General features: G+C 71.3%; 11 protein-coding genes. 5 read left to right on the top strand and 6 right to left on the bottom strand.

Annotated features, from left to right (window positions below; genetic code table 11):
• Positions 1–2: 2 nt before the first annotated feature.
• From QIY60_RS13485 to pdhA, 5 genes are all read right to left on the bottom strand, one after another.
• Positions 3–1,316, bottom strand: coding sequence for an MFS transporter (locus QIY60_RS13485; protein ID WP_283142630.1), 1,314 nt, complete (start codon positions 1,314–1,316; stop codon positions 3–5).
• Entirely contained in the window at positions 1,313–1,996 is a 684-nt protein-coding gene (locus QIY60_RS13480; protein WP_283142629.1) for a GntR family transcriptional regulator, read from the bottom strand. The genes QIY60_RS13485 and QIY60_RS13480 overlap by 4 nt, the downstream gene beginning before the upstream one ends.
• A 126-nt stretch (positions 1,997–2,122) precedes the next feature.
• On the bottom strand, positions 2,123–3,508 hold the full coding sequence (locus QIY60_RS13475) for a dihydrolipoamide acetyltransferase family protein (protein ID WP_283142628.1): 1,386 nt from the start codon (positions 3,506–3,508) through the stop codon (positions 2,123–2,125).
• A gap of 14 nt (positions 3,509–3,522) precedes the next feature.
• A complete protein-coding gene (locus tag QIY60_RS13470; RefSeq protein ID WP_283142627.1) occupies positions 3,523–4,503 on the bottom strand; it encodes an alpha-ketoacid dehydrogenase subunit beta in 981 nt (326 codons plus the stop codon).
• A gap of 2 nt (positions 4,504–4,505) precedes the next feature.
• Positions 4,506–5,681, bottom strand: coding sequence for a pyruvate dehydrogenase (acetyl-transferring) E1 component subunit alpha (pdhA, locus tag QIY60_RS13465; protein ID WP_283142626.1), 1,176 nt, complete (start codon positions 5,679–5,681; stop codon positions 4,506–4,508).
• Between the two features lie 344 nt (positions 5,682–6,025).
• Here pdhA and QIY60_RS13460 point away from each other — a divergent pair, with 344 nt between their 5' ends.
• The 3 genes from QIY60_RS13460 to QIY60_RS13450 all read left to right on the top strand — a co-directional run bounded on the left by QIY60_RS13460 (position 6,026) and on the right by QIY60_RS13450 (position 8,406).
• Positions 6,026–6,685: a response regulator transcription factor gene (locus QIY60_RS13460; RefSeq protein WP_283142625.1), complete on the top strand. Its 660-nt coding sequence runs from the start codon at positions 6,026–6,028 to the stop codon at positions 6,683–6,685.
• A 287-nt stretch (positions 6,686–6,972) separates the two neighbouring features.
• Positions 6,973–7,389, top strand: coding sequence for a pyridoxamine 5'-phosphate oxidase family protein (locus QIY60_RS13455; RefSeq protein ID WP_283142624.1), 417 nt, complete (start codon positions 6,973–6,975; stop codon positions 7,387–7,389).
• Positions 7,390–7,404: 15 nt separating this feature from the next.
• Positions 7,405–8,406, top strand: coding sequence for a phosphotransferase (locus tag QIY60_RS13450; RefSeq protein WP_283142623.1), 1,002 nt, complete (start codon positions 7,405–7,407; stop codon positions 8,404–8,406).
• A 19-nt stretch (positions 8,407–8,425) separates the two neighbouring features.
• On the opposite strand, the gene QIY60_RS13445 is transcribed toward QIY60_RS13450, so the two are convergent.
• Entirely contained in the window at positions 8,426–10,171 is a 1,746-nt protein-coding gene (locus QIY60_RS13445; RefSeq protein WP_283142622.1) for a protein kinase, read from the bottom strand.
• 356 nt (positions 10,172–10,527) lie between these two features.
• On the opposite strand from QIY60_RS13445, the gene QIY60_RS13440 reads away from it, so the two are divergent.
• Positions 10,528–12,156, top strand: coding sequence for a protein kinase (locus QIY60_RS13440; RefSeq protein WP_283142621.1), 1,629 nt, complete (start codon positions 10,528–10,530; stop codon positions 12,154–12,156).
• Positions 12,157–12,229: 73 nt separating this feature from the next.
• Positions 12,230–12,640 (top strand): hypothetical protein, encoded by a 411-nt coding sequence (locus tag QIY60_RS13435; RefSeq protein WP_283142620.1) that lies wholly within the window; start codon positions 12,230–12,232, stop codon positions 12,638–12,640.
• Positions 12,641–12,643 lie beyond the last annotated feature (3 nt).

Below are 12,643 nucleotides of genomic sequence, written 5' to 3'. Positions count from 1 at the left end.
GATCACGCCGGTACGTGCACCGCCTCCACCCTGCTCGCCACCAGGCGTTCCCGCTCGCGGTGCGCTGCGCGGCCGCGCAGCCGCAGGATCTGGGTGATGCCCAGCGCCTGAAGGACGAACACCGAGGCGAACGCGATCCGGTAGTCGTCGCCGGTCGCGTCGAGCAGCACGCCCACCGCGAGCAGCGTCGTCATCGAGGCGGTGAAACCACCCATGTTGACGATTCCGGAGGCCGTGCCCTGCCGCTCCGGCGGGTTGGCCGGGCGGGCGAAGTCGAACCCGATCATCGAGGCCGGGCCGCACGCGCCGAGCACCACGCAGAGGGTGATCAGCAGCCACATCGGCGTGTGCGGCGCCGGGTAGGCGATGGCGGCGGCCCACAGCGCGGCGGTCGCCCCGACCGTGCCGAGGGCGAGCGGTGCGCGGGCCGCGTGGTGGCGGGCGATGACCTGCCCGAACACCAGGCCCACCACCATGTTGGAGAGCACGACCAGGGTCAGCAGCTCGCCGGCCGTCCCCCGCGCGTGCCCCTGCGCCTCGACCAGGTACGGCATCCCCCACAGCAGCAGGAACACCATGGCCGGGAACTGCGTGGTGAAGTGCACCCACATCCCCAGGCGCGTCCCCGGCTCGCGCCAGGACTGGGCGATCTGGCGGCGTACGTAGGCGGCCCCGGCGTGCGTGACGGGCGCGGGCTCGTGGCCCTCGGGGTGGTCGCGCAGGAACAGGAGCAGCAGGACGAGGACGACCACTCCGGCGAGCGAGCTGCCCGCGAAGGTCTGCGTCCAGCCGATCCCGTGCAGCGAGCGGGAGATGACGACGGTGGAGACCAGGTTGCCCGCCATCCCGAAGAGCGCCGCGACCTGGGCTATCAGCGGGCCGCGCCGGGCGGGGAACCAGCGCGAGCCGAGCCGCAGGACGCTGATGAACGTCATCGCGTCGCCGCAGCCGAGCAGGGCGCGGGAGGCGAGGGCGGTGCCGTACGAGGGCGAGAGCGCGAAGCCGAGCTGCCCGGCCGTGAAGAGCACGACGCCCAGGGTGAGCACCTTCTTGGTGCCGAGGCGGTCGACCATGAGGCCGACGGGTATCTGCATGCCCGCGTAGACGAGCAGCTGGAGTATGGAGAAGGTGGACAGCGCCGAGGCGTTGACGTCGAAGCGGTCGGCGGCGTCGAGCCCGGCGACGCCGAGGCTGGTGCGGAAGATGACGGCGACGAAGTAGACGCCGACGCCGATGCCCCAGACGAGGGCGGCGCGGCGCCCTCCTGGAGGGTCACCGGGGAGGGAGGCGCTCGCCCCTGATGCGGTCGGGCTCATCGCTCCTCACCCCGGACCAGGACCTTGACCCAGCTCAGGTGCTGGCGCACACAGTGCGCGGCGCGCTCGGCGTCCCCGGCCCGGATGGCCTCCAGCATCTCCTCGTGCTCGGCGATGTTCTTGGCGATCCGGTCGGGCTGGGCGTGCATCACGGCGACGCCCATCCGCAGCTGCCGGTCGCGCATCTGGTCGTAGAGCCGGGAGAGGATCTCGTTCCCGGCGTTGCGGACGATCTCGGCGTGGAAGCAGCGGTCGGTGACGGCGACGGCGGCGAGGTCGCCGGCCGCCGCGTTCGCCTTCTGCTCCTCCAGGAGCTCTTCGAGCCGTGCGATCAGCCGCCCGGGCGCGGGGACGGCCCTGCGGACGGCGAACTCCTCGACGAGCAGCCGGGTTTCGACCACGTCGGCGGTCTCCTGCGCGGAGACGGCGAGGACGAGGGCGCCCTTCTTGGGGTAGAGCCGGATGAGCCCTTCCACTTCGAGCTTCAGCAGCGCCTCGCGCACGGGCGTGCGCGACACCCCGACGGCCTCGGCCAGCTCGCCCTCGGTGAGGAGCGTCCCGCCCTCGTACCGCCGGTCGAGTACGGCCTGCTTGACGTGCATGTAGACGCGGTCGGCTGCGGCCGGCCGCTTGGCGGGGGCTGGGGCGGGCGTGACGGCGGAGGCGGGAGCGGACGACATGCGCACAGGATAGATACAACGGGTGTACGTCAGAAAGGGGCGTCCGGATGCCGGAACGCCCCTGGTCCGCTTCAGCGCACGGCAGTGCCCCCGGACGCCAGTGCGTCCGGGGGCACGTGCACGCGCTTACGCCCAGGTGATCAGCCGCTTGGGCTGCTCCAGGATCGCCGCCACATCGGCCAGCACCTTGGAGCCCAGCTCGCCGTCGACCAGGCGGTGGTCGAAGGACAGCGCCAGCGTGGTGACCTGGCGGGGCTTCACCTTGCCCTTGTGGACCCACGGCTGGAGCTTGATCGCACCGACCGCGAGGATCGCGGACTCGCCCGGGTTCAGGATCGGGGTGCCCGTGTCGACGCCGAACACGCCCACATTGGTGATGGTGACCGTACCGCCCTGCATCGCCGCCGGGGACGTCTTGCCCTCGCGGGCCGTCGACACCAAGTCACCCAGGGACGCGGCCAGTTGCGGCAGCGTCTTGTCGTGGGCGTCCTTGATGTTCGGGACGATCAGACCGCGCGGGGTGGCGGCCGCGATGCCCAGGTTCACATAGTGCTTGAGGACGATCTCCTGCGCCGCCTCGTCCCACGACGCGTTGACGTCGGGGTTGCGCTTGATGGCGACGAGCAGGGCCTTGGCGATGAGCAGGAGCGGGTTGACCCGCAGCCCCGCCATCTCCTTGTCGCCCTTCAGCTCCTCGACCAGCTTCATCGTGCGCGTGACGTCGACCGTCACGAACTCGGTGACGTGCGGCGCGGTGAACGCCGAGCCGATCATCGCCTGCGCGGTCGCCTTCCGTACGCCCTTGATCGGGATACGGGTCTCGCGCGCGTCCGAGGAGACAACGGCCGCGACGGGCGCGGGAGTTGTTTCACGTGAAACAGGGGCCGGTTCGGCCACCGGGGCAGCCGCCGCGTGGACGTCCTCGCGGGTGATGACGCCGTCCGGGCCGGTCGGGACCACGGTCGCCAGGTCGATGCCCAGGTCCTTGGCCAGCTTGCGGACCGGCGGCTTCGCCAGCGGCCGGGCGACCGCCGGGGCGGCGCCGTGGCCGTTCAGCTCGGCCTGCACGGCGGCGGCCGCGGCCTGCTCGGGGACCGAAACCCCCTTGCGCGGACGGCGCTTGGTGGAGGACTCGGCGACGCCGTAGCCCACGAGGACCGGCTGGCGGCCCTTGGGCGCCTCGGGCTCGGCGGGCGCCTCGACGACAGGAGCCGGGGCGGGGACTGCTGCTTCGGCGACCGGCTCACCGGAGCCCGGGGCCACGTCCACCGAGATGATCACCTCGCCGACGTCGACCGTCGTGCCCTCGGGGAAGCGCAGCTCGTGCACCACCCCGTCGAACGGGATCGGCAGCTCGACGGCCGCCTTCGCCGTCTCCACCTCGCAGACGACCTGGCCGTCGGTGACGGTGTCACCGGGCTGGACGTACCACTTGAGGATCTCGGCCTCGGTGAGCCCCTCGCCGACGTCCGGCATCTTGAACTCGCGGAAGCGGACAGAAGTTTCAGTCATGGTCACGGGACTCCTCAGTACGCCAGCGAGCGGTCGACGGCGTCGAGCACCCGGTCCAGACCCGGCAGGTACTCCTCCTCCAGGCGCGCCGGCGGGTACGGGGCGTGGTAGCCGCCGACCCTGAGCACCGGTGCCTCCAGGTGGTAGAAGCTGCGCTCGGTGATCCGCGCGGCGATCTCCGCGCCCGCGCCGTAGAACACCGGCGCCTCGTGGACCACGACCAGACGGCCGGTCTTCTCGACCGACGCCTGGACCGCGTCGAAGTCGATCGGGGACATCGAGCGCAGGTCCAGGACCTCGACCGACTTGCCCTCCTCGGCGGCGGCCGCGGCCGCCTCCACGCAGACCTTCACCATCGGACCGTACGCCACCAGCGTCAGGTCCGAACCGGCCACGACCGTACGGGCCTTGTGCAGCGGGCCGGGGATGGCGTCGGTGTCGACGTCGCTCTTGTCCCAGTAGCGCCGCTTGGGCTCGAAGAAGATGATGGGGTCGTCGGACTGGATGGCCTGCTGCATCATCCAGTACGCGTCGGAGGCGTTGGAGGGCGAGACCACCTTGAGGCCCGGCACGTGCGCGAAGAGCGCCTCCGGGGACTCGCTGTGGTGCTCGACCGCGCCGATGCCGCCGCCGTAGGGGATGCGGACGACGACCGGGAGCTTGATCTTGCCGAGCGCGCGGGCGTGCATCTTCGCGAGCTGGGTGACGATCTGGTCGTACGCCGGGAAGACGAAGCCGTCGAACTGGATCTCCACGACCGGGCGGTAGCCGCGCAGGGCCAGGCCGATCGCGGTGCCGACGATGCCGGACTCGGCGAGCGGGGTGTCGATGACCCGGCCCTCGCCGAAGTCCTTCTGCAGCCCGTCGGTGACCCGGAAGACGCCGCCGAGCTTGCCGACGTCCTCACCCATGATCAGGACCTTGGGGTCGGTCTCCATCGCCTTGCGCAGCGACTCGTTGATCGCCTTCGCGATGGGAAGCTTCTGTACGGTCATGGCTACTTGCCCTCCCCCGCGGCGGAGCCGCCATCGGACTCAGTCGCGAACGACGCCTGGTAGGCCGCGAACTGGGCCCGCTCCTCGTCGACGAGCGCGTGCCCGTCGGCGTAGATGTTCTCGAAGATGGCCATCCGGTCCGGGTCGGGCATGGCGCGGACCGCCTCGCGGACCCGCTTGCCGAGCGTCTCGGACTCCTCCTCCAGGGAGGCGAAGAACGCCTCGTCGGCGTGCCCCTCGTTCTCCAGGTACGTCTTCAGCCGCAGGATCGGGTCCTTGGCCTCCCACGCCTCGCGCTCCTCGTCGGCCCGGTACTTCGTCGGGTCGTCGGAGGTGGTGTGCGCACCCATCCGGTACGTGAACGCCTCGACCAGGGTCGGGCCCTCGCCGCGCCGGGCCCGCTCCAGGGCGGACCGGGTCACGGCCAGACAGGCCAGCACGTCGTTGCCGTCGACCCGGACGCCGGGGAAGCCGTAGCCCTGGGCGCGCTGGTAGAGCGGCACCCGGGTCTGCCGCTCGGTCGGCTCCGAGATCGCCCACTGGTTGTTCTGGCAGAAGAACACGACCGGGGCGTTGTAGACGGCGGAGAAGGTGAACGACTCCGCGACGTCGCCCTGGCTGGAGGCGCCGTCACCGAAGTACGCGATCACGGCCGAGTCCGCGCCGTCCTTGGCCACGCCCATGGCGTAACCGGTCGCGTGCAGCGTCTGCGAGCCGATCACGATCGTGTACAGGTGGAAATTGTTGCTGTTGGGGTCCCAGCCGCCGTGGTTGACGCCACGGAACATGCCGAGCAGGTTGGTGGGGTCGACCCCACGGCACCAGGCCACACCGTGCTCGCGGTAGGTGGGGAACACGTAGTCGTCGTCGCGCAGGGCGCGGCCGGAGCCGATCTGGGCGGCCTCCTGGCCGAGCAGCGAGGCCCACAGGCCCAGCTCGCCCTGGCGCTGCAGTGCGGTGGCCTCGGCGTCGAAGCGCCGGGTCAGCACCATGTCGCGGTAGAGCCCGCGCAGCTCTTCGGGGGTCAGGTCAACGTCGTAGTCAGGGTGCTCGACCCGCTGGCCCTCGGGCGTCAGCAGCTGTACGAGCTGGGGGTCGGCGACAGCCTTCCCGGCGCTGCTACCGGTGCGCTTGCTGCTGCGTCGCGGTTTGCGCGCGGCAGTGCTCTCCACGGTCACGTGCGTGCTCCTCCGTCTGTCCGGCCCCCGGGTTCGCCGGTGTGGCCAGTTGCGGCTCCTCGCCTGCTTCCGGTCGCGGTGCACGGGGGTGGGTGCGCCTCACCGGGAACCAGGCGTGACAGGTGCCCCGGCGAGCGCCCTGTCATAGGCACGTTACCCAGTGCTGCGCATTACTGCGAAACCCCATTTGACCTGCGATTTTGCTTGGATTTCCAAGTAAATCGAGAAAGCGGGGAACAACCACTGGTCACAGCACTGATGACAGCCTTGCAGGCCGCCGGAACAACGGCACGTTATCCCGGTCACCTGCGGCACGGGAAGAGCGAATGTGTGAGACTGATTCCGTGCGCGAACCAGGCAAAATCACCGTATTCCTGCTCGACGACCACGAAGTGGTCCGCCGCGGCGTCCACGAAATGCTCTCCGTCGAGGAGGACATCGAGGTGGTCGGCGAGGCCGGCACCGCGGCGGATGCCCTGGTCAGGATCCCCGCGACGCGTCCGGACGTGGCGGTGCTCGACGTCCGGCTGCCGGACGGGAGCGGCGTGGAGGTCTGCCGCGAGATCCGCTCCCAGAACGAGGACATCAAATGCCTGATGCTGACCTCGTTCGCCGATGACGAGGCCCTCTTCGATGCGATCATGGCGGGTGCGTCCGGATATGTCCTGAAGGCGATCCGGGGCAGCGAACTCCTTTCGGCCGTACGGGACGTGGCGGCGGGCAAGTCCCTGCTCGACCCGGTCGCGACGGCCCGGGTCCTTGAGCGCCTGCGCGACGGCGGCACGGCCAAGGGCGACGACCGCCTGTCGAACCTCACCGAGCAGGAACGCAAGATCCTCGACCTGATCGGCGAGGGCCTCACGAACCGGGTGATCGGCGAGCGCCTGCACCTGGCGGAGAAGACGATCAAGAACTATGTGTCGTCGCTGCTGTCGAAACTGGGAATGGAGCGGCGCTCCCAGGCGGCGGCGTATGTGGCCCGCATCCAGGCGGAGCGCCAGTAGCCTCCGGGGCCCGGCCTTCGTCTGCGGGCCGTCTGTGGCTGGTCGCGCAGTTCCCCGCGCCCCTAGGTGGTTAGGGGCGCGGGGAACTGCGCGAGCAACCCACCACGGTCCGCAGACGAACACCGGCCCGATAAGGGGCGCGGGGAACTGCGCGACCAGCCCCCACCGGTCCGCAGACGAACGGGGTTCCAGGGGCGCAGCCCCATGGGGCGGTTCGGGACCTATGGCCCACGGAGTGGGGGCGCGCGGCACTGGTCGGGGGTGCGGCCCGGCGCGACAGTGGACCCATGTCCACCGAGGAGCGCCGAGCCATCGCCCTGCTCCGCAGGGTCCCGTACGGCCGTATAGCCACCAGCGTGCGCGCCCTCCCCTTCATCGCCCCCGCCCGCCACCTCGTGGTCGACGACCGCGTCGTCCTGCGCGTCCACGCCGGCCTCGGCTACCACCACGCCTGCCTCGGCAGCGTCGTGGCGTACGGCGCGGACAACCTGGGGGCGGACGACGGGGACCTCTGGTCCGTGCAGTTCACCGGGACCGCCGAGCCCTTCGACCCCACCCCCGACGAGCTCGAACTCTTCGGCCCGGCCCCGCACCACGTGGACGGCGAGCCCTTCGAGCCCGTCTATCTGCGGATCGAACCCCAGTTCGTAACCGTCCACTCGTTGGACTATTCCACAGAGCGACACCTGCGCCACGCCGCGTGATCTAACATCTGGCGCGTGCCGCGCTCATATGCAACCCCGCCCGTGAGGGACCTGCTGCGCCGATACGCCTCACTGGGCGAGCCGCTCACCTGCGAACCCGTCGCCCAGGGCCTCCTCAACCGCGGTTACCGCCTCGCCACCACCCGCGGCGAGTTCTTCCTCAAGCACCACCTCGACGGCGACCGCGAGGCCATCGCCCGCCAGCACGACGCCACCCGCCGCCTCCAGGCGCTCGGCGTGCCCGTCGCGCCCCCCGTACCGGACTCCGACGGCGACACCGTCGCCGTCCTCGGCGGCCGCTGCTACGCGCTGCACCCGTGGGTTGACGGCCGCCACCGCGACGGCGCCCAGCTCGGCGCCGTCGGCTCGCGGCGGCTCGGCGCGCTGCTCGGCCTCGTCCACATCTGCCTGGAGGAGGTGATGGAGGGGCGCGGGCCCGCCGCCGACCACCTCAGCGCCGACCCCGCCGACACCTTCGCCCTCATCGACGACCTGCTCGCCCGCGCCCGCCGGCGCCGCCCCCGCGACTCCTTCGACGAGCTCGCCGAACACCGGCTGCGCGAGCGCCGCCACCTCATCGAGCAGCACGCCCACCGCCGCCCGCCCCCGCAGACCACCGGCGGCTGGGTGCACGGCGACTTCCACCCGCTGAACCTGCTCTACCGCGGCAAGGAGCCCGCCGCGATCGTCGACTGGGACCGCCTGGGCGTCCAGCCCCGCGCGGAGGAGGCGGTACGGGCCGCCGTGATCTTCTTCGTACGCCCGGCCGGGGAACTGGAGCTGGACAAGGTGCGCGCGTACGCCCGCGCGTACCGGGGAGCCACCGGCGCGGACCCGGCGGAGCTCGCCGCGGCCGTCCACCGCGTGTGGTGGGAGCGGCTCAACGACTTCTGGATCCTGCGCTGGCGCTACCAGCTCCACGACCGAAGGGCCGACCCGCAGTTCCCCGCGGCGTCGGCCCTCGCGGTCTGGTGGACCCGTGAATACGAGGCGGTGTGCGAGGCGTTCGCGGGGTGAGGCGCGAACGCCCGGCGCCTCAGGGCGTCTTGGGCGTGCTGCCGCCGGCGCTCTGACCCGCGGTCGTCCCGGTCGTGGTGCCCTGGTTCGTCCCCGTGCTGGTGCCGGTGGTCGTCCCGGTGCTGGTGCCCGTGGTCGTACCGCCGTCGTTGCCGGTCGTCGTGCCCTGGTCCGTCGTGCCGGTCGTCGTCCCCTGGTCCGTGCCGGTCGTCGTGCCGGTCGTCGTCCCCTGGTCCGTGCCCGTGGTCGTGCCCTGGTCCGTGCCCGACGTCGTGCCCTGGTTCGTCGTGCCGCCTTCCGTCGTCCCGGACGTCGTGCCCTGGTTGGTGCCCGGCGACGGCGAGCGCTTCTTGCTGTGCTTGGGCGACGGCGTGTACGGCGGCGGGTTGTTGCCGCCGGTCGTCGACGTCTGGTCCTGGCCGCGGGTGGCCTGGTCGTCGGGGCTCGGCGACGTCTTCGACTCGTCGGACGGCGACGGGCTGTGGGAGACCGTCGGCTTCTTCGGCGTCTGACCGCCGTCCTTCTTGTTCGCCGCGTTGAGCGCGAACGCCACGCCCGCCGCGATCGCGATGATCGCGAGCACCACGAACAGGACGACCTTGCCCCGGCCGCCGCCCGACCGGCGCCCGTTGCCGTTGTAGCCGCCGTTGTTGTAGCCGCCCGAGCCGTAACCCCCGTCGTACCCGCCGTCGTCCGGGTTCATCGGCGGCAGGATCGGACCGCGGAACTGCGAGGTCTCCCCGTGCACGGGGTGGCCCATGGCACTGGTCGGCGCGGTCATGCCCATGGCGGGGGTGTGGGCGCCCTCGTGCATGACCTCGACCGGACCGGTGTTCCAGGTGCCGGTGTGGCCGCCCTGCGCCTGGAGCATCTGCAATCCGTACTGGACCAGGCCGCGCATCTCCTCGGCGGACTGGAAACGGTCGTCCGGGTCCTTGGCGAGAGAACGCATGACGAGGCCGTCGAGTTCCGGCGGCGCCACATCGGCCACCTGCGACGGCGGCACCGGGGTGTCCTGGACGTGCTGGTACACCACCGACAACGGTGTCTCACCGGTGAAGGGCGGGCGCAGCGCGAGCAGTTCGTACAGCAGGCAGCCCGTCGCGTACAGGTCGGAGCGGTGGTCGACGGCCTTGCCGAGCGCCTGCTCCGGCGAGAGGTACTGCGGCGTGCCCATGACCATGCCGGTCTGCGTCATCGTCGACTGCGCGCCGTGCAGGGCGCGCGCGATGCCGAAGTCCATCACCTTCACGGCGCCGGTGTGCGTGATGATCACGTTGGCGGGCTTGATGTCGCGGTGCACGATGCCGTGCTGGTGCGAGTACGCCAGCGCCTCAAGGACGCCGGAGACGATGATCAGCGCCTGCTCCGGCGGCGGTGCGTCCGCCTGGACCAGCAGGTCACGGATGGTGCGGCCCTCGACCAGCTCCATCACGATGTACGGGACGGTCTGGCCGCCCACCACGTCCTCGCCCGAGTCGTACACCGCCACCACCGCGTGGTGGTTGAGCCCGGCCACCGACTGCGCCTCGCGCGTGAAGCGGGCCTTGGAGACCGGGTCCTCGGCGAGGTCGGGACGGAGCAGCTTCACCGCGACGGTACGGCCCAGGCGTACGTCTTCGGCCGCGAAGACCTCCGCCATGCCGCCCCGGCCGAGCCGGTGCGTCAGCCGGTAGCGGCCGTCACCGACGAGTCCGCCGACCCACGACTCGTGGTCCTGCGCATCGGGCATCCCGGCGCCGTTTCCCTCGGGTTCGGGTGCCATCTGTCCTCGCCGTCGTGTCTGGCCGCGTCAGCGGTGGTTCCTTACGGTCTTACGGTTGTGCAGTAGTGCACGCTACAGCGTTCGTACAGGCCGCCGGTTCGGGATGGACCGGCCATCCAATCGGTTCCGCGTGTACCCATGCAAATTCCATGCGATTCCGGTAACGCTTACGAGACGCTTCTTGCGCGTACGGTCACGGAACGGGCACCCGGCTTGACGTGTCAGACCCCTCCGGCAGACTTGGCCCGGCTGCATCTCCCGGGGGACAACCCCCGGACCCCCGGCAGGACACCCGTCGGGGATCCCGCACGCCGCGCAGAACAGTGGACCACCGGCACCCAGGGGGATGCACAGTCATGAGCCAGGACGGCGCACAGGGCCGCTATGCGGGCGGGTCCATCGCGGGCGGGCGCTACCAGCTGCGCGACCTCCTCGGCGAAGGCGGCATGGCCTCGGTCTACCTGGCCTACGACGCCGCCCTCGACCGCCAGGTGGCGATCAAGACCCTGCACACCGAACTCGGCCGGGAACAGTCGTTCCGCGAGCGCTTCCGCCGCGAGGCCCAGGCCGTCGCCAAGCTCCAGCACACCAACATCGTGTCGGTCTTCGACACCGGTGAGGACGAGCTGGGCGGCGCGATGATGCCGTACATCGTCATGGAGTACGTGGAGGGCCAGCCGCTCGGCTCGGTGCTGCACACCGACATCCAGCAGTACGGCGCGATGCCCGCCGACAAGGCCCTCAAGATGACCGCCGACGTACTGGCGGCACTGGAGGTCAGCCACGAGATGGGCCTGGTCCACCGCGACATCAAGCCCGGCAACGTGATGGTGACCAAGCGCGGCGTGGTCAAGGTCATGGACTTCGGCATCGCGCGCGCCATGCAGTCCGGCGTCACCTCGATGACCCAGACCGGCATGGTCGTCGGCACCCCGCAGTACCTCTCGCCCGAGCAGGCGCTGGGCCGGGGCGTCGACGCCCGCTCCGACCTGTACTCGGTCGGCATCATGCTCTTCCAGCTGCTCACCGGCCGGATCCCGTTCGACGCCGACTCGCCGCTGGCGATCGCGTACGCACACGTCCAGGAGGAGCCGGTCGCGCCCTCCACGGTCAACCGGTCCATCCCGCCGGCCGTGGACGCGCTGGTGGCCCGCGCGCTGAAGAAGAACCCGAACGAGCGCTTCCCCAGCGCGGCCGCGATGCGCGACGAGATCGCCCGCATCTCCGCCAGCGGCCAGACCGGCGCGGCCCCGGTGATCACCGGCGGCGGCCCGGTCGCCAGCGGCCAGGGCGTCGGCTCGACGGTCTTCCCGCCGCTGGACGCCTCTGCCCAGCAGGGCTACCAGGGCAGCGTCCAGACCCCCTACCAGGCGAGCCCGTACGGCCCGCCGACGCCGGCTCCCACGCCGCAGCCGCAGCCCTCGTACGGCTACCCGCAGCAGCAGATGCAGCCGCAGGCACCGATGCCCGCGCAGCACACCCCGCCGCCGTACACGATCTCCCCGAGCGCTCCGACCGGCGGCGGTTCCTCTTCTTCGAACTCCTCGAAGAAGAACACCCCCGTGATCGTCGGCGCGGTCGCGGTGGCGGTCCTCGCGGTCGGCGGCCTGGTCACGGCGCTGATGCTGAACGGCGGCGACGAGTCGGACTCGGGCGGCGACAAGAAGGCCTCCGGCGAGAACGTCGCGGGCCACAAGGGCCCGGAGCGCAGCCGCACGCTGGACACGACCAAGTGCACCAGCCCGTCGAAGTCCGCCCTCGACCCGTCGAAGGTCCAGGCGCCCGACTTCACCTACAAGGACATCCTGTCGGTGAAGTCGTGCATCCAGGCGGCGGGCTGGAAGGTCAACACCGAGTCCGTGGACAACGGGCAGTGGGGCCAGGACACGGTGGTCACGCAGTTCCCGGCGGCGGGCGTCGACGTGGACCCGAAGGGAGCCCAGTTCACCCTGACGCTGTCGACGGGCAACCCGCCGCAGCAGTAGGGGACCCGGGCGGCGCGCACCCGGGTGACGCACCCGGGATGCCCGCTTTGTCGGCGCATGTGACGCTGTCCGTATGGCTTCAGGGCTCCGGGTCCGGACACTCGGCGTGGGCGCCGCGCTGGCGGGCCTGCTGCTGGTGACCCCGCCCGGCACGCTCGCGTACGCCGAGGACCCGCCGCCGTCCGCCGCCCCCCTGGACCAGCGTTTCGCGGGCAACCGGGCGGGGGAGGGCAGGGCCCGCCCGGGCCGCCCGCCGGGGACCCTCCCGTACGTACCGGACGAGTCGGCGCAGCCGATCGCCGACGCGTTCCGCTCGCCCCCGCCACCACCGCCGAGCGCCCAGCCGGTGGTGGCCCGCAAGGTTCAACCGTCCCGCCTGTCCACGACGTCGGACCTACGGGTCCACGTCCTGTCGATGGGCGCGGGCCTGACGTTGACGGGCCTGGGCCTGGGATTCCTGGCCCTGCGCCTACGCCGCCCCTGACGG

The organism is Streptomyces sp. BPTC-684 (assembly GCF_030028635.1).
GTDB lineage: Bacteria > Actinomycetota > Actinomycetes > Streptomycetales > Streptomycetaceae > Streptomyces > Streptomyces noboritoensis.
Note: the sequence above shows the minus strand (reverse complement) of the source record. Positions and strands in the feature narration are given on the sequence as shown.

Excerpts from the sequence above, each read along its gene's own strand:
- QIY60_RS13445 (WP_283142622.1), bottom strand. The coding sequence starts at position 10,171 with ATGGCACCCGAACCCGAGGGAAACGGCGCCGGGATGCCCGATGCGCAG.
- QIY60_RS13455 (WP_283142624.1), top strand. The coding sequence starts at position 6,973 with ATGTCCACCGAGGAGCGCCGAGCCATCGCCCTGCTCCGCAGGGTCCCG.
- QIY60_RS13440 (WP_283142621.1), top strand. The coding sequence starts at position 10,528 with ATGAGCCAGGACGGCGCACAGGGCCGCTATGCGGGCGGGTCCATCGCG.
- QIY60_RS13435 (WP_283142620.1), top strand. The coding sequence starts at position 12,230 with ATGGCTTCAGGGCTCCGGGTCCGGACACTCGGCGTGGGCGCCGCGCTG.
- QIY60_RS13470 (WP_283142627.1), bottom strand. The coding sequence starts at position 4,503 with ATGACCGTACAGAAGCTTCCCATCGCGAAGGCGATCAACGAGTCGCTG.
- QIY60_RS13480 (WP_283142629.1), bottom strand. The coding sequence starts at position 1,996 with ATGTCGTCCGCTCCCGCCTCCGCCGTCACGCCCGCCCCAGCCCCCGCC.
- QIY60_RS13475 (WP_283142628.1), bottom strand. The coding sequence starts at position 3,508 with ATGACTGAAACTTCTGTCCGCTTCCGCGAGTTCAAGATGCCGGACGTC.
- QIY60_RS13485 (WP_283142630.1), bottom strand. The coding sequence starts at position 1,316 with ATGAGCCCGACCGCATCAGGGGCGAGCGCCTCCCTCCCCGGTGACCCT.